Annotated in this window: 21 protein-coding genes and 1 tRNA gene; 16 read left to right on the top strand and 6 right to left on the bottom strand. The window is 73.3% G+C overall.

What is annotated here, in order from left to right:
* Positions 1-134: 134 nt before the first annotated feature.
* The 7 genes from galU (at position 135) to ACFVST_RS09215 (ending at position 5,922) form a co-directional block, all read left to right on the top strand.
* A complete protein-coding gene (gene galU / locus ACFVST_RS09245) occupies positions 135-1,046 on the top strand; it encodes a UTP--glucose-1-phosphate uridylyltransferase GalU (RefSeq protein ID WP_390148423.1) in 912 nt (303 codons plus the stop codon).
* Entirely contained in the window at positions 1,043-2,374 is a 1,332-nt protein-coding gene (gene glp / locus ACFVST_RS09240; protein WP_390148421.1) for a gephyrin-like molybdotransferase Glp, read from the top strand. The genes galU and glp overlap by 4 nt, the downstream gene beginning before the upstream one ends.
* 101 nt (positions 2,375-2,475) lie before the next feature.
* Positions 2,476-3,069 (top strand): cyclic pyranopterin monophosphate synthase MoaC, encoded by a 594-nt coding sequence (gene moaC, locus ACFVST_RS09235; RefSeq protein ID WP_390148419.1) that lies wholly within the window; start codon positions 2,476-2,478, stop codon positions 3,067-3,069.
* Entirely contained in the window at positions 3,066-3,629 is a 564-nt protein-coding gene (locus tag ACFVST_RS09230; RefSeq protein WP_390148417.1) for a molybdenum cofactor biosynthesis protein B, read from the top strand. Before moaC ends, ACFVST_RS09230 begins: the two co-directional genes overlap by 4 nt.
* Positions 3,626-4,252: a GNAT family N-acetyltransferase gene (locus ACFVST_RS09225; protein ID WP_390148514.1), complete on the top strand. Its 627-nt coding sequence runs from the start codon at positions 3,626-3,628 to the stop codon at positions 4,250-4,252. Before ACFVST_RS09230 ends, ACFVST_RS09225 begins: the two co-directional genes overlap by 4 nt.
* A 185-nt stretch (positions 4,253-4,437) precedes the next feature.
* Complete coding sequence (gene glpR / locus ACFVST_RS09220; protein ID WP_390148415.1) at positions 4,438-5,706, top strand: gephyrin-like molybdotransferase receptor GlpR; 1,269 nt, start codon at positions 4,438-4,440, stop codon at positions 5,704-5,706.
* A 142-nt stretch (positions 5,707-5,848) separates the two neighbouring features.
* A tRNA-Ala gene (locus ACFVST_RS09215) sits at positions 5,849-5,922 on the top strand.
* A 167-nt stretch (positions 5,923-6,089) separates the two neighbouring features.
* Here ACFVST_RS09215 and ACFVST_RS09210 read toward each other — a convergent pair.
* Both ACFVST_RS09210 and ACFVST_RS09205 read right to left on the bottom strand, forming a co-directional pair.
* Positions 6,090-6,371, bottom strand: a complete 282-nt coding sequence (locus tag ACFVST_RS09210; protein ID WP_390148413.1) for a hypothetical protein — start codon at positions 6,369-6,371, stop codon at positions 6,090-6,092.
* Between the two features lie 232 nt (positions 6,372-6,603).
* Complete coding sequence (locus ACFVST_RS09205) at positions 6,604-7,095, bottom strand: GNAT family N-acetyltransferase (protein ID WP_390148411.1); 492 nt, start codon at positions 7,093-7,095, stop codon at positions 6,604-6,606.
* A gap of 75 nt (positions 7,096-7,170) precedes the next feature.
* On the opposite strand from ACFVST_RS09205, the gene ACFVST_RS09200 reads away from it, so the two are divergent.
* Positions 7,171-7,989: an exodeoxyribonuclease III gene (locus ACFVST_RS09200; RefSeq protein ID WP_390148409.1), complete on the top strand. Its 819-nt coding sequence runs from the start codon at positions 7,171-7,173 to the stop codon at positions 7,987-7,989.
* A 30-nt stretch (positions 7,990-8,019) separates the two neighbouring features.
* Here the strand turns inward: ACFVST_RS09200 and ACFVST_RS09195 are convergent, their stop codons facing one another.
* On the bottom strand, positions 8,020-8,643 hold the full coding sequence (locus tag ACFVST_RS09195) for a MerR family transcriptional regulator (RefSeq protein WP_390148512.1): 624 nt from the start codon (positions 8,641-8,643) through the stop codon (positions 8,020-8,022).
* A 584-nt stretch (positions 8,644-9,227) separates the two neighbouring features.
* Between ACFVST_RS09195 and ACFVST_RS09190 the strand changes: the two genes are divergently transcribed.
* The 3 genes from ACFVST_RS09190 to ACFVST_RS09180 are packed head-to-tail and all read left to right on the top strand — an operon-like array spanning position 9,228 to position 12,594.
* On the top strand, positions 9,228-10,751 hold the full coding sequence (locus ACFVST_RS09190; protein WP_390148407.1) for a flavin-containing monooxygenase: 1,524 nt from the start codon (positions 9,228-9,230) through the stop codon (positions 10,749-10,751).
* Positions 10,748-11,722, top strand: coding sequence for an alpha/beta fold hydrolase (locus tag ACFVST_RS09185; protein ID WP_390148405.1), 975 nt, complete (start codon positions 10,748-10,750; stop codon positions 11,720-11,722). Before ACFVST_RS09190 ends, ACFVST_RS09185 begins: the two co-directional genes overlap by 4 nt.
* Positions 11,719-12,594, top strand: coding sequence for an SDR family oxidoreductase (locus ACFVST_RS09180; protein ID WP_390148403.1), 876 nt, complete (start codon positions 11,719-11,721; stop codon positions 12,592-12,594). Before ACFVST_RS09185 ends, ACFVST_RS09180 begins: the two co-directional genes overlap by 4 nt.
* A 48-nt stretch (positions 12,595-12,642) precedes the next feature.
* Here the strand turns inward: ACFVST_RS09180 and ACFVST_RS09175 are convergent, their stop codons facing one another.
* Both ACFVST_RS09175 and ACFVST_RS09170 read right to left on the bottom strand, forming a co-directional pair.
* Positions 12,643-16,068 (bottom strand): S41 family peptidase, encoded by a 3,426-nt coding sequence (locus tag ACFVST_RS09175; protein WP_390148401.1) that lies wholly within the window; start codon positions 16,066-16,068, stop codon positions 12,643-12,645.
* Between the two features lie 44 nt (positions 16,069-16,112).
* Positions 16,113-16,505, bottom strand: a complete 393-nt coding sequence (locus tag ACFVST_RS09170) for an SsgA family sporulation/cell division regulator (RefSeq protein WP_390148399.1) — start codon at positions 16,503-16,505, stop codon at positions 16,113-16,115.
* A gap of 266 nt (positions 16,506-16,771) precedes the next feature.
* Here ACFVST_RS09170 and ACFVST_RS09165 point away from each other — a divergent pair, with 266 nt between their 5' ends.
* The 4 genes from ACFVST_RS09165 to ACFVST_RS09150 all read left to right on the top strand — a co-directional run bounded on the left by ACFVST_RS09165 (position 16,772) and on the right by ACFVST_RS09150 (position 20,719).
* Positions 16,772-17,851 carry an energy-coupling factor ABC transporter permease gene (locus tag ACFVST_RS09165; protein ID WP_390148397.1) on the top strand — a complete coding sequence of 360 codons (1,080 nt, stop codon included), beginning with the start codon at positions 16,772-16,774 and terminating at the stop codon, positions 17,849-17,851.
* A gap of 1 nt (position 17,852) precedes the next feature.
* Positions 17,853-18,614 (top strand): cobalt ECF transporter T component CbiQ, encoded by a 762-nt coding sequence (gene cbiQ / locus ACFVST_RS09160; protein WP_390148395.1) that lies wholly within the window; start codon positions 17,853-17,855, stop codon positions 18,612-18,614.
* Positions 18,602-19,390, top strand: a complete 789-nt coding sequence (locus ACFVST_RS09155; protein ID WP_390148393.1) for an energy-coupling factor ABC transporter ATP-binding protein — start codon at positions 18,602-18,604, stop codon at positions 19,388-19,390. Before cbiQ ends, ACFVST_RS09155 begins: the two co-directional genes overlap by 13 nt.
* Before the next feature lie 138 nt (positions 19,391-19,528).
* Positions 19,529-20,719 carry a serine hydrolase domain-containing protein gene (locus ACFVST_RS09150; protein WP_390148510.1) on the top strand — a complete coding sequence of 397 codons (1,191 nt, stop codon included), beginning with the start codon at positions 19,529-19,531 and terminating at the stop codon, positions 20,717-20,719.
* A 34-nt stretch (positions 20,720-20,753) separates the two neighbouring features.
* On the opposite strand, the gene ACFVST_RS09145 is transcribed toward ACFVST_RS09150, so the two are convergent.
* The gene (locus ACFVST_RS09145) at positions 20,754-22,517 is read right to left on the bottom strand and encodes a dolichyl-phosphate-mannose--protein mannosyltransferase (protein ID WP_390148508.1); all 1,764 of its coding nucleotides are present in this window, start codon (positions 22,515-22,517) and stop codon (positions 20,754-20,756) included.
* Between the two features lie 116 nt (positions 22,518-22,633).
* Here ACFVST_RS09145 and rsmI point away from each other — a divergent pair, with 116 nt between their 5' ends.
* On the top strand, positions 22,634-23,551 hold the full coding sequence (gene rsmI / locus ACFVST_RS09140) for a 16S rRNA (cytidine(1402)-2'-O)-methyltransferase (protein WP_390148391.1): 918 nt from the start codon (positions 22,634-22,636) through the stop codon (positions 23,549-23,551).
* Positions 23,552-23,632 lie beyond the last annotated feature (81 nt).

Below are 23,632 nucleotides of genomic sequence, written 5' to 3'. Positions count from 1 at the left end.
GTCCTCGACCGAGCTTGCCACGCCGCACAGCCCGCACCGAGATATCCACAGGGAACTCAGAAACCGCTCATATGACAATTAACTATCCACAGCCGTCAGGATCCCGTGCAAAGTCTCCGGCTAGGGTGACCGGCATGACTGAGTCGCTCCCCAGGATCAGCAAGGCCGTGATCCCCGCCGCAGGCCTCGGCACGCGCTTCCTGCCGGCCACCAAGGCCACCCCGAAGGAGATGCTGCCGGTCGTCGACAAGCCGGCCATCCAGTACGTGGTCGAGGAGGCGGTGGCCGCGGGGCTTGACGACGTCCTCATGATCACCGGCCGCAACAAGCGCCCCCTGGAAGACCACTTCGACCGCAACTACGAGCTGGAGGAGGCCCTCAGCAAGAAGGGCGACCAGAACCGGCTCGCCAAGGTCCAGGAGTCCAGCGACCTCGCCACCATGCACTACGTGCGCCAGGGCGACCCCCGCGGCCTCGGCCACGCCGTGCTGTGCGCCGCTCCGCACGTCGGCCGCGAGCCGTTCGCCGTCCTCCTCGGCGACGACCTCATCGACCCCCGCGACCCCCTCCTCGCCCGCATGGTCGAGGTGCAGGAGCAGCACGGTGGCAGCGTCATCGCCCTCATGGAGGTCGAGCCCGACCAGATCCACCTCTACGGCTGCGCCGCCGTCGACGCCATCGGCGAGAGCGACGTGGTCCGCGTCACCGGCCTCGTCGAGAAACCCGAACAGGCCGACGCCCCCAGCAACTTCGCCGTCATCGGCCGCTACGTCCTCGACCCCGGCATCTTCGATGTGCTGCGCCGCACCGAGCCGGGCCGCGGCGGCGAGATCCAGATCACCGACGCCCTCCAGCAGTTGGTCACCGGCAGCGGGGAAGGCGGCCCGGTGCACGGCGTCGTCTTCAAGGGCCGCCGCTACGACACCGGGGACCGCGGCGACTATCTACGTGCCATTGTCAGACTCGCGTGCGAACGTGAGGACCTGGGCCCGGAGTTCCGCGCCTGGCTCCGCCGCTATGTCACCGAGGAGATGCAGGCACCGTGACCAGCAGCACCACCGAGCACCCCACCGGCGCGGACGGCCTCTGGTCGGTGGACGAGCACCTGGAGGACATCCTCGCCACCGTCCGCCCCCTCGACCCCATCGAGCTCCAACTGCTCGACGCCCAGGGCTGCGTCCTGGTCGAGGACATCTCGGTACCGCTCTCCCTGCCCCCCTTCGACAACAGCTCCATGGACGGCTACGCGGTCCGCGCCGCCGATGTCACGGGCGCCGGCGAGGAGTTCCCCGCCGTGCTCGACGTCATCGGAGACGTCGCCGCCGGCCAGGCCGAGCAACCCACCGTCGGCCCCGGGCAGGCCGCCCGCATCATGACCGGCGCCCCCCTGCCGCCCGGCGCGGAGGCCGTGGTTCCGGTGGAGTGGACCGACGGCGGCCTCGGCGGCGGCCCCGTCTCCGCGATGCGCGCCCACGCCGCCGCCCCCGAACACGCCGGCGGCGAGGTCCGGGTGTACCGGCCGGCCGAGGCCGGAGCCCATGTCCGCCGCCGCGGCAGCGACGTCCAGGCGGGGGACCGCGCCCTGTCCGCGGGGACCGTGCTCGGCCCGCCGCAGCTCGGCCTACTCGCCTCCATCGGCCGCCCCACCGTCAAGGTCCGGCCCAGACCGCGGGTGGTGGTCGTCTCCACCGGCAGCGAACTCGTCCCGCCCGGCGAGGAGTTGGCCACCGGCCAGATCTACGACTCGAACAGCTTCGCGCTGACCGCCGCCGCCCGCGAGGCCGGCGCCATCGCCTACCGCGTCGGCGGAGTCACCGACGACGCGGACACCCTGCGCGCCACCATCGAGGACCAACTCGTGCGCGCCGACCTCATGGTGACCACCGGCGGCGTCAGCGTCGGTGCCTACGACGTGGTCAAGGAAGCCCTCGCGCACATCGGCGACGAGGACGAGGCGGGCAGCGGCATCGACTTCCGCAAGCTCGCCATGCAGCCCGGCAAGCCCCAGGGCTTCGGCTCCATCGGCCCCGACCACACCCCCCTCCTCGCCCTCCCGGGCAACCCGGTCTCCTCCTACGTCTCCTTCGAACTGTTCGTACGGCCCGCCATCCGCACCATGATGGGCCTCCCCGACATCCAACGGCCCACCGTCCGGGCCGAGTTGACCAGCTCGGTACCACTTCGCTCCCCGGCCGGCCGCCGGCAGTTCCTGCGAGCCGTCCACGACCAGGAGCACGGCACGGTACGGCCCGTCGGCGGCGCCGGATCGCATCTGGTCGCCGCCCTGGCCCAGGCCGACGCACTGATCACCGTCGCGGAGGACACCACCACCGTGACACCCGGTACCGAAGTGGAGGTGGTGCTGCTGCGCTGATCCGCACGGCGGCCCCGTACTCGCGCGCGGTACCGTGTCGCGCACACAGGCCCCCGTGCGCCGCACCGCCCGCGGGCCGGCCAGGACCGGGAGCGCACACCATGACCGCGAATCCCCGGGGGGAGAACCCCGGACCGCAGCAGCACCACCCGCACACCGCTGCGGGCACCCCACCCGAAGCGCAGCACCCCGGGACGTCCGCCGGGCAGCGGCTCACCCACCTCGACGAGGCCGGCGCCGCCCGCATGGTCGACGTCTCCGCCAAGGACGTCACCGCCCGCACCGCCCGCGCCAGCGGCCGCGTCCTCGTCGCGCCCCGAGTGGTGGCCCTGCTGCGCGGCGAGGACGGCGAGGGCCTGCCCAAGGGCGACGCACTGGCCACCGCCCGGATCGCCGGTATCATGGGCGCCAAACGCACCCCCGACCTCATCCCCCTCTGCCACCCCCTCGCCCTCTCCGGCGTCACCCTCGACCTCTCCGTCACCGACGACGCCGTCGAGATCCGCGCCGCGGTCCGCACCACCGACCGCACCGGAGTGGAGATGGAGGCCCTCACCGCGGTCTCCGTCGCCGCGCTCGCCGTGGTCGACATGGTCAAGGCCGTGGACAAGGGCGCCGTCATCACCGATGTCCGCGTCGAGGAGAAGACCGGTGGCAAGTCCGGCCACTGGACCCGGCAGGAGCCCACCCGATGAGCCCCGACCGCCCGGACACCGGCACCACGCCCAACACCCCCACCGCACACGGCAGTTCGGCGCAACCCCCGCGGGCCCTGGTGGTCACCGCCTCCAACCGGGCCGCCGCCGGGGTCTACCAGGACCGCGGCGGCCCCCTGGTCGCCGACGGGCTCCGCTCCCTGGGCTTCACCGTCGACGGACCCGAGGTGGTCCCCGACGGCGACCCCGTCGAAGCGGCACTGCGCCGCGCCGCCGCCGCCGGTTACGACGTCGTCCTCACCACCGGCGGCACCGGCATCTCGCCCACCGACCGCACCCCCGAGGCCACCCGCGCCGTCATCGACCGGGAGGTCCCCGGAATCGCCGAGGCGATCCGCGCCCGCGGCCGGCAGCAGGTGCCGTCCGCCGACCTCTCCCGGGGCCTCGCCGGAGTCGCCCGGCGCACCCTGGTGGTGAACCTGCCGGGCTCCACCGGCGGGGTACGGGACGGGCTCGCCGTGCTGGCGCAGGTGCTGCCGCACGCGGTCGACCAGCTCCGCGGCGGCGACCACCCGGCTCCGGGCGGAGGTGCCCACTGAACGGCGCGAGATGGCCGGTCGTACTGGCGGAGGGCGACATCGTCCTGCGCCCCATAAAGCTGCGCGACCAGCGGGCCTGGCGGGAGATCAACCAGCGCAACCGGGACTGGCTGCGCCCCTGGGAAGCCACCATTCCGCCGCCCACGCCCAGCGGTCCCGTCACCCACCGGCCCACCTTCCGGCAGATGGTGCGCCATCTGCGGTCCGAGGCGCACGCCGGGCGGATGCTGCCGTTCGTCATCGAGTACCGGGGCCAGTTGGTAGGGCAGTTGACGGTGGCGGGGATCACCTGGGGCTCGATGTGCTCGGGCCATATCGGTTACTGGGTCGACCGCGGGGTGGCCGGCCGGGGGGTGATGCCGACCGCGGTGGCCCTCACCGTGGACCACTGCTTCCGTACCGTCGGGCTGCACCGGATCGAGGTCTGTATTCGTCCCGAGAACGCCCCCAGCCGGCGGGTGGTGGAGAAACTCGGATTCCGCGAGGAGGGCGTGCGGCCTCGTTATCTCCATATCGACGGCGCCTGGCGCGACCACCTGGTCTTCGCGCTCACCGCCGAGGAGGTCCCGGAGGGGATGCTGTCCCGCTGGCGCCGCAAACGCGACCGCACCAGCCATGAATAAAATAAGTGTTCGAAATATATGTTCGAAAAAGGTGTCATCGGACCGGCTCCGTGGGGGAATTCGCCGCACTTGACGGTCCGCTGATCGCATCTGTCACAAAAAATGTTCGGAATATCAGCCAGATCGTGCGACACACCGGCCCAATTGGCAGATGGCCTCACGCAAACCCCTCTACCGTGTGAGGCGTGAGCAGCAGCGGCCTCATCTACGCAGTCATCGTCGGGGCCTGGGCCGCCTACTTGGTGCCGATGTGGCTCCGTAGGCAGGACGAGCTGAACGAAGCCCGTCCGACGGAACGCTTCAGTACGGCCATCCGGCTTCTGTCCGGACGCGCCGGGATGGAGCGCCGGTACGCCAAGGACCTGCAGACGCGCTCGGCCGAGGAGGACGAGCACGACCCGGAACCGGTCACCGACTCGGTGGACGTCCGGGCCTTCGCCGTGCCTCCGGCCAGGACCGGGCACCGCCCCGCCGCCCCCGAGCAGCCCGCCGGGAACCGCCCCGCGGAGCAGCCCCCCGCCGAGCGCCGCCCCGCGGAGCCTCCCGCTCAGCGCCGTCCCGCCGGTGAGCCGCAGAGTGCGGCCGCCCGGCCGGTGCCGCGGGGCCGGGCCGAGGCCGAGGCACGCGCCCGCCGCTCCCGGGTCCTGGCCCGCCGACGCCGTACCACCGTCGTCCTGTTCCTCGCCTTCACCGCGGGTGCCGTCGTCGCCGCGGTGGGCGGGCTCGCCTTCCTGTGGGCGCCGGCCGTGCCCGCCGCCCTGCTCACCGCGTACATCGTGCATCTGCGGCGGCAGGAGCAGCGGCGGTTCGCGTACACCATGGACCGCCGGCGGGCCGAGGTGGCGGCGCGGCAACTGCGGGACCGGCGTCCGCGCCGTCGTCCCGCCGCACCCGCCGCCGACGAGGCCGAGGAGGGTCCGGAGCCGGAGAGCGACACCCAGCTCGCGGCGCTCGCCGCGGACCGCCGCGCCCTGGTCGAGCAGACCGACCACGCGGAGTGGGTGGACCAGCAGCGCGAGCGCCGGCAGAGCCCGGGCACCGGGGCGAGCTGGGAGCCCGTGCCGGTGCCGCTGCCCACCTATGTGACCGCGCCCGTCGCCCCGCGCGCCGGTGACGGGATCGATCTGGGCGCCCCCGACACCTGGAGCTCGGCCCGCTCCTCCACCGTCGGCGCCCCCCGCCCCGACACCGCCGAGCCCGGCACCGCGAGCCCCAACGGCCCGCACCGCAACGGCAGTTCGGGCACCGGCAAGCCCGAGTCGACGGCGAGCGGGGCAGATGCTCCGGACGCTGAGGGCGACCGCTCCCGCCCCGAAGGTGCGGCGGACCCGGCTGCGGAGGAGCGCGGTGGTGCCCGTCGGGCCGCCTCCGCCCGCCGCTCCCGCGAGCGCGGCCGCACCCCGCTGTTCGACCAGTACGAGGACGGCGAGCGGCCCCGCGCCGCCAATGAGTGACCGCCCGCCGCTGACGCCCCGCCACCCGCCGCGCCCGTTCCCCGTCTGACCAGCCGGGAACGGGCGCGGCGGCCGTCGCCGGAGGGCCCGTAAGGGATTTTTGAGCACTGTCGCGGGGATGCTAGAGTTTCACTCGTTGCAAGGGCCTGTGGCGCAGTCTGGTAGCGCACCTCGTTCGCATCGAGGGGGTCTGGGGTTCAAATCCCCACAGGTCCACGCAGCTCGAAGCCCCTGCCGGTGGTCACCGGTAGGGGCTTCGGCATGTCGTACGGCAGCGGGCTACGGCAACTGCGTCGAGGGCGGTGAGCAGCGAGCCGCCGAAGCAGCGCCCCCGCAAGTCAAAAGGCGGTCCGACGGGCGAACCGTCGGACTGCTGTGAAGGATCAGTCCCCGACGGTGAGGATGTAGACGGGGCTCTTGGTGCTGCCCTCGTTGTGCACTACCGGGCAGGACGTCTTCTGCGCGCTGTCCTTGGTCTTGACCTGGATTCCGCAGAAGGGCGAGTCGTCCCACTGAAGCTGCTTGAAGTTGCTGAGCACGGGGATGTTGTCTCCCTTGCCGTTGTCCCCTCCGGTACGGGCGTCGGCGTTGGCCGCGCCGATGCCGGCGAAGAGGATGCCGCAGGTGGCCGCGGCCACCGCTGCAATCTTCTGGACGTTCCTCATGTGGTCTCCTTCGGTGCTTTGCCCCGGATTGGGCAGACACCGTAGAAATACGCAAAAGGGATCGGGGCGTAACGCCGTTCGTCTCCGGCCACTCCTGCGCCGTACGCGTCATGAAGCCGCTGGGGCGAATCCGGCAGGCGAATGGCCTCGTCGTCCGTCGCGCCTGGAGTGATGTCGCTCAGGGCGTTGCGGTGTGTGCTCTTCCGCTCGGGTTTCCAGAACTGATGGGCAGTCAACTACCCAGTGACACAAGGGACTTGGCGTAGCAGCGGGAGAGTTCGTCGAAGCGGTAGTGGCCGAAGCGGGGGCAGGGCCGGTAGCCGCTGGACAGGTAGAGGGCGATGGCCTCGGGCTGCTTGGTGCCGGTCTCCAGGACCATGCGGAGGCGGCCGGCGGCGCGTGCGTCGGCCTCCAGTGCGGCCAGGATCCGCCGGGACAGGCCGCGGCCGCGGGCCTCCGGCACCACATACATGCGCTTGATCTCCGCGTCGCCGTCGGTGTAGCCCTCCTCGTTCTGGTCCTGGCTGCGCCAGCCGCCGGTGGCGACGGGGGTGCCGGCCTCGTCGTAGCCGAGGAGGTACAGGCCCCGCGGTGGTTCGAACATGGCGGGGTCGAGGGGGGTGATGTCGCCGCCGTCGCCGTAGCGCTCGTCGTATTCGAGCTGGACGCGGTCGTTGAGCTTGGTGGCGTCGGGGTGGTCGAAAGGGCGAGGGCGGATAATCATGCGAAGTATCGTACTTCTATGCGTGGCCTTGGGGGTAGGCGATATACGTCTCATCCCGGCCGGTATCGTGCCGGGATGCTCACCGTCTCCAGTGTCAACGTCAACGGGCTGCGCGCGGCCGCCAAGAAGGGCTTCGGCGAGTGGCTCGGCGCGGGGCCGGCCGATGTGCTCTGCCTTCAGGAGGTCAGGGCCGAGCCGCAGCAGTTGCCCGAGGAGGTGCGCACCCCCGAGGGCTGGTACACGGTGCACGCTCCGGCGGCGGACAAGGGGCGCGCCGGTGTCTCCCTGTACACCCGCCGGGAGCCGGACGAGGTGCGGATCGGTTTCGGGTCCGCCGAGTTCGACGGCGGCGGGCGCTATGCGGAGGCAGACCTGCCGGGGGTGACGGTGGCCAGCCTCTATCTGCCGTCCGGTGAGGTCGGTACGGAGCGGCAGGAGCAGAAGGTGCGCTTCATGGGGGGGTTCCTGCCGTATCTGAAGGAGCTGCGGGAGCGGGCCGCGGCGGGTGGGCGCGAGGTGCTGGTGTGCGGTGACTGGAACATCGCGCACCGCGAGGCGGATCTGAGGAACTGGCGCGCCAACCGGAAGAACGCCGGCTTCCTGCCCGAGGAACGCGCCTGGCTGGACGAGGTGTTCGGCCGCGACGGGCAGGGCGGCGGCACCGCCGGCTATGTCGATGTGATGCGCACCCTGCACCGGGACACCGAGGGCCCCTACTCCTGGTGGTCCTACCGCGGCCGGGCCTTCGACAACGACACGGGCTGGCGTATCGACTACCACGTGGCGACGCCGGGACTGGCGGCGCGTGCGGTCAAGGGGCGGGTGGAGCGGGCCGAGAGCCATGATCTGCGCTGGTCCGACCATGCGCCGGTGACGGTGGTCTACGGGGTCTGACGCCGCCGGATTTGCCGGTCCCGCTGTCCGTCAGGTGGGTCCGGCGGTCATCCGGCGGTCCATCGCCAGGGACAGCTCCGCCTCGACCACGCTCTTGGCCAGGGGGCGCAGCCGCTGCGGGTCGGCCGTGTCGGCGTGGGTGACGATCAGTTCGGTGAAGATCCCGGCCAGCGCGTCCGCGTGCTCGCGCACCTTGCGACCCGCCTCCAGTACGGCGGCCAGTGGCACGCCCTCCCGTACCAGTGCCGTGGACACGTCCAGGAGCCGGCGGCTGACGTGGACGAACTCCTCGCCGTCGGTGCCGACATAGCCCAGGGCCATCGCGGCGGCGAGATTCTCCGGGGTGACCTGGCCGGCGAAGTGGTCGGCCAGTTCCTCGGGGGAGAGGCGGACCGGGATCTCCTCGGTGGGGGTGCCGAGGCCGAGGACCTCGCCGACGCCGCGGCCGTGGTCGAAGGCCTCCGCCAGTTCGGAGATGCCGCTCAGGGTGTGGCCGCGTTCCAGCAGTGCGGAGATGGTGCGCAGCCGGGCCAGATGGCGCTCGTCGTACCAGGCGATGCGGCCCTCGCGGCGGGGCGGGGGGATCAGTTTGCGTTCCCGGTAGAAGCGCAGTGTGCGCACGGTGATGCCGGCCTCCGCGGCCAGCTCCTCCATCCGGTACTCGCGCACCCCGGCCCCCTTCTCCTCGCCCGGCCCGGCGGGCGCGGGGCCGCATGGGCGCCACCCTAGTGCCGCGGCAGGCAACGTTCGCCCCGTCGCGACGCCCGGCACGCTCCCCCAGCTACCGCTGGGAGGTGCCCCCACTCGCCGCACCAGCCGAAAGCCCAAGTACGTCCAGTACGAGGACTTCCGGCCGGCACGCCGAGAGCACGCACCGGACGCCGCTTCTTCACGGGCAAACGTTGCCTGCCGTGGCACTAGGCCGTGTCGTTTGGATCTCCGTGGCGTCGCGGGCCCTGGCACGCACTCTCGCTGCACCGGCCGAACACCCAAGTACATCCAGTACGAGGGCGCCCGGCCGGCACACCGAGAGCACGTACCAGGACCCGCTCCTTCCTCCACGGAGATCCAAACGACACGGCCTAGGCCACCGCCGACCCCTCGGCGCCGGGACGCCCGCCTCGGTGGATACCGCCGGTAACTCTTTTCGCGCACCCCCTACCCATGAGTACGCCTCTGCTCTACTCTCCCCATCGTGCCAGTGGTTACTGGCAGAGTCGCGCCGAGGGAGGCTCCGGATGGCCGGGCATGAACGTCGACATGTGAGGGTGGCGGTGATCGGGAGCGGCTTCGGCGGGCTGGGCGCCGCCGTCCGGCTCCGCCGGGAGGGCATCACCGACTTCGTCGTCCTGGAGCGGTCCGGCTCCGTCGGCGGTACCTGGCGGGACAACAGCTACCCCGGCTGCGCCTGCGACGTGCCCTCGCACCTCTACTCCTTCTCCTTCGCGCCCAACCCGGACTGGCCGCGCACCTTCTCCGGCCAGCGGCACATCCGCGCCTACCTGGAGCATGTCACCGACGTCTTCCGGCTGCGCCCGCACATCCGGTTCAACTCCGAAGTCACCGGCGCCCGTTGGAACAGCGAGGAACTGTACTGGGAGGTGTCCGCGACCGGCGGCGACCTCACCGCGGACGTACTGGTCTCCGCCACCGGGCCGCTGTCCGACCCGAAGATCCCGGACATCGCGGGCCTCGACACCTTCCCCGGCACGGTCTTCCACTCGGCCCGCTGGGACCACGGGCAGGACCTGCGCGGCCGTCGGGTGGCGATGATCGGCACCGGTGCCTCCGCCATCCAGATCGTGCCGTCCATCCAGCCCGAGGTGGGCCGGCTCACCCTCTTCCAGCGCACCCCGCCCTGGGTGATGCCGCGGGCGGACCGCGCCATCAGCGGCGCCGAGCGGTGGCTGCACCGGCGGCTGCCCCTCACCACCCGGGCCCGCCGCGGCGTCCTCTGGGGCATCCGCGAACTCCAGGTGCAGGCCTTCACCAAGCACCCCGAGGAACTCGGCCTGGTGGAGCGGCTCGCCCGGCGCAACATGGCGCGCGCGATCAAGGACCCCGAACTGCGCCGCAAGCTCACCCCCGACTACCGCATCGGCTGCAAGCGCATCCTGCTCTCCAACACGTACTATCCGGCGCTCGCCCAGCCCAACACCGAGGTGGTCGCAGCCGGGCTCAGCGAGGTCCGCGGCTCCACCCTCGTCGGCGCCGACGGCAGCGAGACCGAGGCCGACGTGATCATCTTCGGGACCGGCTTCCATGTCACCGACATGCCCGTCGCCGAGCGGATCACCGGCGCCGACGGCAGCACCCTCTCCGAGAGCTGGAAGGACGGCATGACCGCACTGCGCGGCGCCACCGCCGCCGGGTTCCCCAACTTCATGACGATCATCGGCCCCAACACCGGCCTCGGAAACTCCTCGATGATCCTCATGATCGAGTCGCAGCTCAACTACCTCGCCGGCTACCTCCGCCAGCTCGACGCACTCGGCGGCCGGGCCGCGCTCGCCCCCCGCCCCACCGCCGTCAGCACCTGGAACCGCCGCGTCCAGGAGCGGATGAAGCGCACCGTGTGGAACACCGGCGGCTGCGATAGCTGGTACCTCGACGCCAGTGGCCGCAACACCACCGTCTGGCCCGGCACCACCGCCGAGTTCCGCCGCGCCACCCGCCAGGTCGACCTCACCGAGTACGAGGTGATCCGCCCGCGCCCGGCCACCTCCGAACGCGGCGGCGCCGGTCAGGAGGCCGCCGTATGAGCCGCTTCACCCGGGCCGCGGCCGGGCCCCACGCCCCGCTGCCGCCCGCCCGCGAGCTGACCGTACGCTCCGCCGACGGCGCCCCGATCCACGTCGAACTGCACGGCCGCACCGGCGATCCGGGGGCGCCCGCCGTGGTCCTCTCGCACGGCTGGACCTGCTCCACCGCCTTCTGGGCCGCCCAACTGCGCGACCTCAGCCGCGACCACCTGGTCATCGCCTACGACCAGCGCGGTCACGGCCGCAGTCCGGCCCCCGCGGGACAGGCCCGGTACAGCACCGGGGCGCTCGCCGACGATCTGGTGGCCGTCCTGGAGGCCACCCTGGGACCGGGGCGGCGGGCCGTGGTCGCCGGGCACTCGATGGGCGCCATGACGATCATCGCGGCGGCCCGGCGGGAGGAGTTCCGCGCCCGTGCCGCCGCCGCGCTGCTCTGCTCCACCGGTGACGTCGACCTGGTGCCCGAGGCGACGGTGCTGCCGCTGCGGGCCGGCCGCCTCCGCACCCGCCTCACCCGCGCCGTCCTCGGCTCCCGCCTGCCGCTCGGCCCCGTCACCCCCGTCTCCCGCCGCATCCTCCGCTACGCCACCATGGGCCCCGGCTCCGCACCCGCCAAGGTCGACGCCTGCGCCCGGATCGTGCACGCCTGCCCGACCGGCCCCCGCCGCGCCTGGTCCCAGGTCCTGGACGGACTCGACCTGTCCGCCGAGGTGCCCCAACTCACCGTCCCCACCGCCGTGTTGACGGGCACCGCGGACCGGCTCACCCCGCTGGTGCACGCCCGCCGGATCGCCGCCGCCCTCCCGCGGCCGCTGGGGCTGACCGAACTGACCGGGCTCGGCCATATGACACCCGTCGAAGCACCCGAGGCGGTCAACGCCCGCATCAGGGAACTCGTCACCGACCACCTCGCAGTTACCAGTTGCACAGAGACCGATCGCGCAGAGACCGAGGAGGCACCGCAGCCATGACCAAGGTGAGCCTGGAAGGGCAGGTCGTCGTCGTCACCGGCGCCGCACGCGGGGTCGGTGAACTCCTCGCCCGCAAACTCTCCGCCCGCGGCGCGCGGATCGCCCTGGTGGGCCTGGAACCGGAGGCCCTCAAGGACGTCGCCTCCCGGCTGCACACCGACAGCGACCACTGGTACGCCGACGTCACCGACCACGAGGCGATGTCGCGGGTCGCCCAGGAGGTCAAGCGGCGCTTCGGCAAGGTCGATGTGGTGGTGGCCAACGCGGGCGTCGCCAACGGCGGGCCGTTCACCTCCTCCGACCCGGTGGCCTGGCGGCGCGTCATCGAGGTCAATCTGATCGGCTCCGCCGTCACCGCCCGCGCTTTCCTGCCGGTCCTGACCGAGAGCCGCGGCTATCTGCTGCAGATCGCCTCCCTCGCCGCCGTCGTCCCCGCCCCGATGATGACCGCGTACTGCGCGTCCAAGTCCGGGGTGGAGGCGTACGCGCACGCGCTGCGCGCCGAGGTCGGGTACAAGGGCGTCAAGGTCGGGGTGGGCTATCTGTCCTGGACCGACACCGACATGGTGCGCGGCGCCGACCAGGACGAGGTGATGCGCGAGCTGCGGCAGCGGCTGCCCTGGCCGTCGAACAAGACCTATCCGCTGGGGCCCTCCGTGGACCGGCTGGTGGCCGGGATCGAACGCCGCTCCGCGCATGTCTACGGGCAGTGGTGGCTGCGCGGGATGCAGTCCGTCCGCGGTCTGCTGCCCGCCGTCATCGGCACCGTGGGCCAGCGGGAGGTGCGCCACTTCGAGTCCCGGCTCGACTCGGTCTCCGTCGGCCTGGTCGGCGCGGGCGGCGCGGCGGACGAGGCGGCACGGGGCAAGTAGCGGCGCCCGCCCCAAGTGGCCCTGGCCCGGCCCCCGTTCGGTGCCGCCTCAGCGCGGTGGGAGCGGGGGCCGGGTGCGGCGGGGGACGTCGCGGTAGTCGGGTGGGGTGGCGGGCGGGGTGGTGGCGAGCAGGTCGAGCGCGATCCGTACCGCGTCGTCGAGCTGCGCGTAGCGGCCCTCCGCCCAGTCCAGCGGGGTGCGCAGCGCCGGCACATCCGGCTCCACCCCCCGGTTCTCCACCGACCAGCCGTAGGTGTCGAACCAGGCCGCGTTCATCGGCACGGTGATCACGGTGCCGTCGCCGAGGCGGTGCCGGCCCGTCATGCCCACCACCCCGCCCCAGGTGCGCTGGCCCACCACGGGCCCGAGCCGCAGCAGCCGGAACGCGGCCGTGATCATGTCGCCGTCGGAGGCGGTGGACTCGTTGGCGAGCGCCACCACCGGGCCGCGCGGCGCGTTCGAGGCGTAGGACACCGGCTGGGCGCCTCGGCTGAGGTCCCAGCCGAGGATGGTGCGGGTCAGCTTCTCCACCACCAGCTCGCTGATATGGCCCCCGGCGTTGCCCCGTACGTCCACGATGAGAGCGGGGCGGGACATCTCCATCCGTACGTCCCGGTTGAACTGTGCCCAGCCGGAGCCGCCCATGTCGGGGATGTGCAGATAGCCGCATCGCCCGCCGCTCAACTCCCGTACCACCGCGCGCCGTCCGGCCACCCACGCCTGGTAGCGCAGCGGGCGCTCGTCGATCAGCGGGACCACCGCCACCCGCCTCGGGCGCCCGCCGCCCGGCTCCCGGAAGGTCAGCTCCACCGTGGTCCCGCCCGCCCCCGCGAGCAGCGGGAAGGGGCCGGCGACCGGGTCGACGGGCCGCCCGTCGACATGGGTGAGCACCGCGCCCTCCCGGATACCGGTACCGGCGAGCGGGGAGCGGGCCTTGGAGTCGGAGGAGTCGCCGGGCAGGATGCGGCGCACCGTCCAGCCCTCCTCGCGGCGCACCAGGTCGGCGCCGAGCAGACCTATCAGCCGCTGGTAGTGCGGCGGTCCCTCGTTGCGGCGGGCCGGCGACACGTAGGCGTGCGAGGTGCCCAGCTCACCGAGGACCTCCCGCAGCAGATCGGCGAACTCGTCGGGGGAGGCGACCCGTTCGACCAGCGGCCGGTACTGGTCCAGGACGGCCGGCCAGTCGATGCCCGCCATGTCCGGGTCCCAGAAGTAGTCCGCGGTGATCCGCCCCGCCTCCGCATAGGCCTGGCGCCACTCGGCGGGCGGGTCCACCTCGTGCAGGACGCGGCGCAGGTCGATCCAGACGGTGGAGTCGGCGTCGGCGGCCTCGGTGGCCGGCACCGCGCGCAGCTCCCCCTCGTCCACCACCACCAGCCGCGAACCGTCACCGCTGAGCGCGAACCAGTCGAGATGGGCGACGAGTTCGGAGCGGCGGCCGCGTACCAGGTCGAAGTGCTCCAGGGTGGGGCGGTCCGAGGGGTCGGCCGGATTGGCGAAGGTCTCGCCCAGCGCCCCGGAGATCGGCCACCGCAGCCACACCAGCCCGCCGCCCGCCACCGGGTACAGCGCCGAGTACTTCGACGCGGACACCGGGAACGGCGTCACCCGGCTCGCCAGGCCCTCCACCTCCACACTGACCGCGCCCCCGGGCAGCCCGCCGCCCTCCACCGGGTCCAGGCCCCCGGCCGCGGGCCGCCCGTCCGGCAGCAGCGCGAACGGCGAGGGCGTCGCCGAGGACAGCGGCACCAGATACGGGCGGCAGCCCAGCGGGAACGACAGATCGCCGGTGTGCACGTCGTAGACCGGGTCGAAGCCGCGCCAGGACAGGAAGGCGAGATAGCGGCCGTCGCGGGTGAAGACCGGGTTCTCGTCCTCGAAGCGGCCGTCGGTGACGTCCACCACCTGTGGGGCGTCCGGGCCGGAGAGCCGGGCCAACCGGATCTGCCGCAGCGAGCGGCCGATACCGGGGTGCGACCAGGTGAGCCAGCCGCCGTCCGGGGAGAACGCCAGATCCCGCACCGGCCCGTTCACCGACCGCACCACCTCGGTGACCTCCGGCAACTCCCGTTCCACCGCGCCCACTTCGGCGCCCTCACCACGGTCCGGCAGCTCCGGGTGGACGCTCACCCCGGCCTCGGTGACCACCCCCGCCACCACCGCGTCCGTGGCACCACCCTCGGTCGCTTCACCGGCTTCGGCGGGGGCCGATTCCGAGACGTCCACCAGCAGCAGCCGCCCGTCGTGGGAGGCCACGGCGAGCCGCTCGCCCTGCGGGTCGGACACCAGCTCCAGCACCCGCCCCAGCCGGCCCCCGGCCAGCCGCCGCGGGGCGCGCTCGCCGGTGGCCCGCGGCAGCTGCGCCACCTCCACCGCGTCCGCGCCGTCCGCGTCGGTGACATAGGCGACCCGGCCGCCGCCCAGCAGTTCCGGCAGCCGCACCCGTACGCCCGGGGTGTCGGCGATGGTGCGGGCCGGGCCGTCCCGGTGGGTGAGCCAGTAGAGGCTGCCGCGGACCACGACCGCGCTGGCCCGGCCGGTGGCGTCCACCGAGAGGGAGTCCAGGTGCTGGGCGGCGGGCACCTGGTAGGGGCGGCGGCCGGCGCGGGTGCCGCCCAGGCGCACATCGAGGCGGCGCGGCCGGGAGTCCGGCGCCAGCTCGTCCACCAGCCACAGCTCGCCCGCGCACTGGTACACCACCCGGGTCCCGTCGCCGGCTGCGTGCCGGGCGTAGAAGGTGTCGTGGTCGGTGTGGCGGCGCAGATCGGTGCCGTCGGGGCGGCACGAGTAGAGGTTGCCGACGCCCTCGTGGTCGGAGAGGAAGGCGATCCGGCCGCCGACGAACATGGGCGAGTCCAGATGCCCGTCCAGGTCGGGCAGCAGCCGCTCGCCGTGCAGCCAGAGGCGGCCGGTGGCACCGCCGCGGTAGCGCTTCCAGGAGGCGGGCTCGTGCGGCGCGGCCCCGGTCAGCAGCAGAGTGCGGTGCTCGCCGTCGAGGTCCGCCACCGCGATGTGGTCCACCGGCCCCCACGGCAGCCGCCCCCCGGGCGCACCGTCCACCGGCACTTTGTACGCCCAGGTGTGGGAGGCGAAGGGCTGGCCGTGGGAGGCGACGGCGAGGACGCAGGTGCCGCCGTCCGGCTCGGGCGGGGTCCAGCCGCAGACCCGGGTGTCCAGGCTGCCCCAGTAGGTGAGGCGGCGGGTGGGCCCGCCGTCCACGGGCGCCAGATGCACCTCCGGGTCGAGGCTGCGCCAGGTGGTGAACGCGATCTGCCGGCCGTCGGGGGAGAAGCGGGGGTGGCTGACCCGGGTGCGGTCCACGGTGATCCGCCACGCGCGGCCCGGCGCGGTGCCTCCGGCCGCGGGCAGCGGCGCCACCCACAGGTCGTCCTCGGCGGCGAAGCAGATCAACTCGCCGTGCAGATGCGGGAAGCGCAGATATCCGGGGGCGTGCTCGTCGTTCACCCCTCCCATGCTTTGCCCGGGTGCCGGGGGCGGCAACTCGTACGGCCGCGTCGCTAGGTCGTGCGTCCGGCGGTGCGGGGTGCCGTCCCGCCGCGGCCCGCTGCCGCATGGGTCCGGCGCAGAAAGCGCAGCAGGGTGGAGGTGTCGAACTGGATCAGCGCCACCCCGTCCGGGGAGTGCAGTTCCACCACCGCACCGGCCCGCCCGCACGGCCAGACCCGGACGTCGCCGCTGGCCGCCGGGCCGCGCAGCCCCTTCTCCAGCAGCTCCCGGGCGAAGACCCAGTCGTGCGCCGGGGCACCCGGCGCCTCCGGGAAGCTGAGGCGGACGCTGCGGGGGGCGGCGGCCGGGTCGTAGCGGAGGTCGACGGGGATCGCGCGGAGGTCCTCGGTGTCGGCTTCGGTGACCACGTGGGCCCGGGCGTGCTGCTCTACGGCGGCGCTCATCGGAGGGCTCCTCACGGTGCGTCTCTACTCGCCTCTGCTCGCCCTCCAATGTCGCATATTTCGCTGTTTCGAGCGTTTCGGGACCTCGGTCGGCGGTGGTGGTTCCCGCCGCTTTCTCCCCAACTCCCGTTCCCGGCGGCCGTCTTGTCGACGCCTGCCCGCTCCTGCAAGCTGTTTGCAACAAGGCACTATCATCGAACGGCTGATCCGCCGCACCCACGGATCCGCGCCCCCGGACGAACGCCCGCTGAAACCGGAGTGCCCCCATGCATGTCCCCGACGGATTCATCGATCCGCCCGTCTCCGCGGTCACCGGTGTGGTGGCCGCGGCGGCCGTCGCCGTCAGCCTGCGCGGCGCCCGGCGTGAACTCGGCGAGCGCACCGCCCCCCTGGCCGGGCTGCTGGCCGCCTTCATCTTCGCCGTGCAGATGCTGAACTTCCCGGTCGCCGCCGGCACCAGCGGCCATCTGCTCGGCGGCGCGCTCGCGGCGATACTCGTCGGCCCCTGTACCGGGATCCTCTGCGTCAGCGTCGTCCTGCTGATGCAGGGCGTCCTCTTCGCCGACGGGGGTCTCACCGCCCTCGGCGTCAACATCACCGATATGGCGATCATCACCAGCGTCGTCGGCTACCTCGTCTTCCGCGGCCTGGTCAAGGTGCTGCCCCGCAGGCGCAGTTCCGTCACCGCCGCCTCCTTCGTCGCCGCCCTGCTCTCGGTGCCCGCCGCCGCCGTCGCCTTCACCCTGCTCTACGCCCTCGGCGGCACCACCGACGTAGCCCTCGGCAAGGTCGCCACCGCCATGATCGGCGTCCACCTCCTCATCGGCATCGGCGAGGCCGCCATCACCGCCCTCACCGTCGGCGCCGTCCTCGCCGTCCGCCCCGACCTGGTCTACGGCGCCCGCGGTCTGAGCACCCCGCTCAAACTCCGGGTCGGCGGCGACCTCATTGATGCCGCCCCCGCCACAGCCGCCGCCCCCGCCGCAGAATCCGCCCCCGCCCCCGCCGCCCGCTCCCACCGGCGGCTCTGGCTCACCGGCCTCGCCGCCTCCCTCGTCCTCGCCGGCGTCGTCAGCTTCTATGCCTCCGCCGACCCGGACGGCCTGGAGAAGGTCGCCCACGACAAGGGCATCGACAAGAGCGCCGAGGAGCACGCCGCCGCCGACTCCCCGCTCGCCGACTACGGCGTCAAGGACATCACCGACGCCCGGATCTCCGGCGGCCTGGCCGGAGTGATCGGCGTCGGCGTCACCGTCGCCGCCGGCACCGCGGTCTTCTGGGTACTGCGCCGCCGCCGCGGCGGGGACGCCGGACCGGCCGCCGTCCCCGAAGGTGAGCGGGTCTGAGATGGGCGCCGGCCACGCCCACCGGCTCTACCGGCACGGCCACTCACCCGTGCACCTGCTGCCGCCGCAGACCAAACTCGCCGCCGTCCTCGGCTTCGTCATCGTCGTCGTCTCCACCCCGCGCACCGCGGTCTGGGCCTTCGCGCTCTACGCGCTGCTGCTCGCCGCCGTCGCCGGCGCGGCCCGCGTCCCGCCCGGCTTCCTGCTCAAGCGGCTGCTGATCGAAGTGCCGTTCGTGGCCTTCGCGTTGCTGATGCCGTTCGTCGCGGAGGGCCCGCACACCGAGGTCCTCGGCCTCTCCGTCAGCACCGAAGGACTCTGGGGCGCCTGGAACGTCCTCGCCAAGGGCACCCTCGGCGTCGCCGCCTCCGTCCTCCTCGCCGCCACCACCGACCTGCGCGAACTCCTCCTCGGCCTGCAACGCCTCAAACTCCCCCCGCTGCTGGTGCAGATCGCCTCCTTCATGATCCGCTACGGCGATGTCATCACCGACGAGATGCGGCGGATGCGGATCGCCCGCGCCTCCCGCGGCTTCGAGGCCCGCGGCGTCCGGCACTGGGGCGTCCTCGCCAAATCCGCCGGCGCTCTCTTCATCCGCTCCTACGAACGCGGCGAGCGCGTCCACCTCGCCATGGTCAGCCGCGGCTACCGGGGCACCATGCCGGTGATCGACGACGCCACCGCCACCGGCGCCCAGTGGTCCACCGCCCTCGCCCTCCCCTGCGCCGCCCTCGCGGTCTGTCTGCTGGGATGGACCCTGTGAACGCACCGACCCCCGCCCCCACCACGCCGCCCTCCCTGAAGGTGCAGGGCCTCGCCTTCGCCTACCCCGACGGCCACCAGGCCCTCTTCGGCGTCGACCTCACCATCGGCCGCGGCGAGCGGGTCGCCCTCCTCGGACCCAACGGCGCCGGCAAGACCACCCTCGTCCTCCACCTCAACGGCATCCTCACCGCGGGCGCCGGCAGCGTCACCGTCGCCGGACTCCCCGTGGACGCCGCGCACATGGCCGAGATCAGACGCCGCGTCGGCATCGTCTTCCAGGACCCCGACGACCAGCTCTTCATGCCGACGGTGCGTGAGGACGTCGCCTTCGGCCCGGCCGCCGCCGGACTCAAGGGCGAAGCCCTGGAAACCCGGGTACGGCACGCCCTGGAACAGGTCGGCATGGCCGAGTACGCCACCCGGCCCCCGCACCACCTGTCGTTCGGGCAGCGCCGCCGCGTCGCCGTCGCCACCGTCCTCGCCATGGAACCCGAGATCCTCGTCCTGGACGAGCCCTCCTCCAACCTCGACCCGGCCTCCCGCCGCGAACTCGCCGACATCCTCCGCGACTTGGACGTCACCGTCCTGATGGTCACCCACGACCTGCCGTACGCACTGGAGCTGTGCCCGCGGGCCGTCATCCTCAGCGACGGCGTGATCGCCGCCGACGCCGCCACCGGCGACCTCCTCGCCGACCCCGAGCTGATGCGCGCCCACCGCCTGGAACTCCCCTTCGGCTTCGACCCGCGCGCCACCGCGGCCCCCGCCGAGTGACCTTGCGTACATCCGCCGCCGGAACGGAATCCGGTGTGCGCGCCGCGCGTTGACCCCGCGTACCCTCCCGTGCGGACCGCCCGGGCGGCGCGGACGCGGACGAGGAGCAGCGGCTTGACCACGGAAGCAGAGCGGGACCTGCGGATACACGGCACGGTCGCCGAGGGCTGGGAGCCCGTACGCGAGGCCTTCCGGCGCAACTTCACCGACCTCGGCGAGCGCGGCGCCGCCGTCAGCGTGCAGCGCGACGGTCGCACCGTCGTCGACCTGTGGGCCGGTGCCCGCGACGCCGACGCCGGTGCCGGGGGTGCCCCCTGGGAACAGGACACCGCCCAGGTCGTGCGCTCCGCCACCAAGGGCGTCACCGCCGCCGTACTGCTCCTGCTGCACCAGCGCGGGCAACTCGCCCTGGACACCCCGGTCGCCGAGGTCTGGCCCGAGTTCAGGACCCACGGCAAGGAGCGCATCCGGGTCCGCGACCTCCTCGCCCACCGCGGCGGACTGCCCGTACTGGACCGGCCGTTGACGCCCGCCGAGGCCTGCGGGGACTTCTCGGTGGGCGCCGCCGCGGTCGCCGCCCAGGCCCCCGCCTGGGAGCCGGGCACCGCCCACGGCTACCACCCGCACACCTTCGCCTGGCTCACCGGCGAACTGATCCGCCGCACCACCGGCCAGGACGCCGGCGCCTGGATCGCGGCCGAACTCGCCGCCCCGCTCGGCCTCGACCTCTGGCTCGGACTCCCCGCCGACCAGACCCACCGCGTCGGCCGGGTCGGCCCCGTGCCACCGCCGCCCGGCCACCCCGGGCTGCGCACCCGCCCCAAGCGAGCCGTCGCCGAGGCCTACGCGGACCCCGGCTCCCTCACCCGCCGCGCCTTCGGAGCCATCAGCCCCGCCCCCGACGAGAACTCCCCCGCGTTCCGGGCGGCCGTCCTCCCCTCCGGAAACGGGATCGCCACCGCCGCCGCACTGGCCCGGTTCTACGCCGCGCTCATCGGGCCCACCGAGCGGGGCGGGCCCGGCGGGGCGCCGGTGGGGCCGCTCTTCGAACCGGCCACCCTGGCGGCGGCCCGAGCCGAGGAGTCCACCGGCCTCGACCGCGTCCTAGTCGTCCCCACCCGCTTCGGCCTCGGCTACATGCTCCACGGCTCCGCCTCCCCCCTCCTCGCCCCCGGTTCCTTCGGCCACCCCGGCCGCGGCGGCTCCCTGGCCTTCGCCGACCCCGAAACCGCCCTCGCCTTCGCCTACATCACCAACGGCCACCGCCAGTCGGTCACCGCCGACCCCCGCGCCCAGGCCTTGGTCCGGGCGGTGCGGTCGGTGTTGTGACGGGGAGGCGCGAACCCGGCAGGCCCCCGCTCACCTAAACCCACGTATCCAGCCACATCCGCGCCCGCCAGGCGTCGATGGGGATGGGCTGGCCGGTGAAGATCGGCCAGAAGTAGATGAAGTTCCAGATGATGAGGAGGACGAGGGCGCCGGCGCCGGCGGCGCCGAGGATGCGGCGGCGTTCGGTGGCGCCCGGGGGGCCCAGGAGGGCGCCGGCCGTCATGGTCACCGCCAGGCAGAGGAAGGGGGCGAAGACCACCGCGTAGAAGAAGAAGATGGTGCGCTGCTGGTACATGAACCAGGGGAGCCAGCCCGCCGCCACCCCGCACAGTACGGCGCCCGCCCGCCAGTCCCGGCGCAGTGCCCACCGCCACAGGACGTAGGCGAGGGCGAAGCAGGCCGCCCACCAGAGCAGTGGGGTGCCCAGGGCCAGTACCTCGCTGGCGCACTTCTCGCCGGCGTCGGTGGGGCAGCCGCTCCGGCCGGGGGAGGGCGACTCGTAGTAGTAGGAGACGGGGCGGCCCAGGACGATCCAGGACCAGGGGTTGGACTGGTAGTTGTGCGGTGAGGTCAGCCCGACGTGGAACTGGTACACCTCGTGCTCGTAGTGCCACAGGCTGCGCAGCCAGTCGGGGAGCCAGGTGAAGGCGCCGCCGCGGCCGTCGGTCGCCGCCCAGTCGCGGAAGTAGCCGCCGGAGCCGTCGGTGGGGGAGAGGATCCAGCCGAGCCAGGACAGCAGATAGGTGGCGAGGACCACCGGCACCGTGGACAGGAAGGCCCAGCCGAGGTCCTGGCGGAGCACCGCGCGGTAGGGGCGGCGGGCGCCCGCGGTGCGGCGTGCGCCCACGTCCCACCACACCGCCATCACCGCGAAGAACACCAGGATGTACAGGCCGTTCCACTTGGTGGCGAAGGCCAGGCCCAGGCAGAGCCCGGCCGCCAGCCGCCAGGGGCGCCAGCCCATGCGCAGGGTCTCGGCGGTGTCCGCGTCCGGCAGCGGTACCCCCGCTTCGTCGACCGGCAGTGCCGCGGCGAGCCGGGCGCGCGCCCGGTCCCGGTCGACGAGGAGGCAGCCGAAGGCGGCCAGTACGAAGAACATCAGCACCGTGTCGAGGAGCGCGGTGCGGCTCATCACGAAGTGCAGGCCGTCCACCGCGAGCAGGGTGCCCGCCAGGCAGCCCAGCAGGGTGGAGCGGAAGAGGCGGCGCCCGATCCGGCACAGCATCAGCACCGACAGCGTGCCGAGCACCGCCGTCATGAAGCGCCAGCCGAACGGGGTGAACCCGAAGAGCCACTCCCCGATCCCGATCACGTACTTGCCGACCGGCGGGTGCACGACGTACGCCGCGTCGGTGGGCAGCTTGACGTCCCCGGCGTGCCGGAGCACCAGGTCGTTGGCGTCCTTGGGCCAGTTCACCTCGTAGCCGCGGTGGATCAGCGCCCAGGCGTCCTTGGCGTAGTACGTCTCGTCGAATATCACCGCCTTGGGGCTGCCCAGGTGCCAGAACCGGGTCAGGCCCGCGACGAGCGTCACCAGCAGCGGGCCCAGCCAGCCGGACCAGCGCCGCAGTTGTGCGGCCATGCCTTCGCCGAGGCCGAGCAGCGGCCAGACGCCGGGGGCGGCCGAGGTGTAGCCCGGCACCAGGCGCTCGCGGACGCCGGCCGGGGCGGGTGCCACCGGGCCGAAGCGGGCCAGTCTCCGCTGCCAGGGCGTCAGCGCGCGCACGGCCCGGCCGGACCCGCCCGCCACCGGGGCCGCCGGGCCCGAGGACTCCTTCCAGTCCGTCCTGTCCGTCATGTCAGCCGTGTCCGCCGAGTCCGTCGAGTCCATGGAGGACGCTGTACTGGTCACCGCGCCATCGTAGGGAACCGGTCTGTGCGATACCCGTCGTCCACCCCTGCGAGGATGGAAAGGTGACTTCGAGCCCTGATTCCCGCCCCGGACGCCCCGCCCGTACCGGCCCCGGAGGCCCCGGCCTGCTGGTCCTGGCCGGCACCCCCATCGGCGATGTGCGCGACGCCCCGCCCCGGCTCGCGGCGGAGCTTGAGTCGGCCGATGTGGTCGCCGCGGAGGACACCCGCAGGCTGCGGCGTCTCACCCAGGCGCTCGGGGTGCAGCCCGCCGGGCGTGTCGTCTCCTACTTCGAGGGCAATGAGTCGGCCCGCACCCCGGAGCTGGTGGAGGCGCTGACCGGTGGGGCCAGGGTGCTGCTGGTGACGGACGCGGGGATGCCCTCGGTGTCCGATCCGGGCTACCGGCTGGTGGCGGCGGCGGTGGAGAGGGACGTTCCGGTGACGGCGGTGCCGGGCCCGTCCGCGGTGCTCACCGCGCTCGCGCTGTCGGGGCTGCCGGTGGACCGCTTCTGCTTCGAGGGCTTCCCGCCGCGCAAGCCGGGCGAGCGCCGGTCCCGGCTCGCCGAGTCGGCCGGGGAGCGCCGCACCCTGGTCTACTTCGAGGCCCCGCACCGGCTGGCCGCCACCCTGGAGGCGATGGCCGAGGTCTTCGGCCCGGACCGCCCCGCCGCCGTCTGCCGCGAGCTGACCAAGACGTACGAGGAGGTGCGGCGCGGCACGCTGGGGGAGCTGGCCGGGTGGGCCGCGGAAGGGGTGCGCGGCGAGATCACGGTGGTGGTGTCGGGGGCGCCGGAGCGGGGACCCGGGGAGCTGGACGCGGCGGAGCTGGTGCGCAGGGTCCGGGTCCGGGAGGAGGCGGGGGAGCGGCGCAAAGAGGCGATCGCGGCGGTGGCGGCCGAGGCGGGGCTACCCAAGCGGGAGGTCTTCGACGCGGTGGTGGCGGCGAAGAACGCGGCCGGCGCGGGGGCCGCCGGCTGAGCGATGTGCCCAGGTCAGGGCGGTCGGCCGGGGCCTGTCGCGGGGCGGTCTCGGCACCGTTACGAGACGACAAAAGGGACT

This window comes from Streptomyces sp. NPDC058045 (assembly GCF_042885635.1).
GTDB lineage: Bacteria > Actinomycetota > Actinomycetes > Streptomycetales > Streptomycetaceae > Streptomyces.
This window is presented reverse-complemented; position numbering and strand designations above follow the sequence as displayed.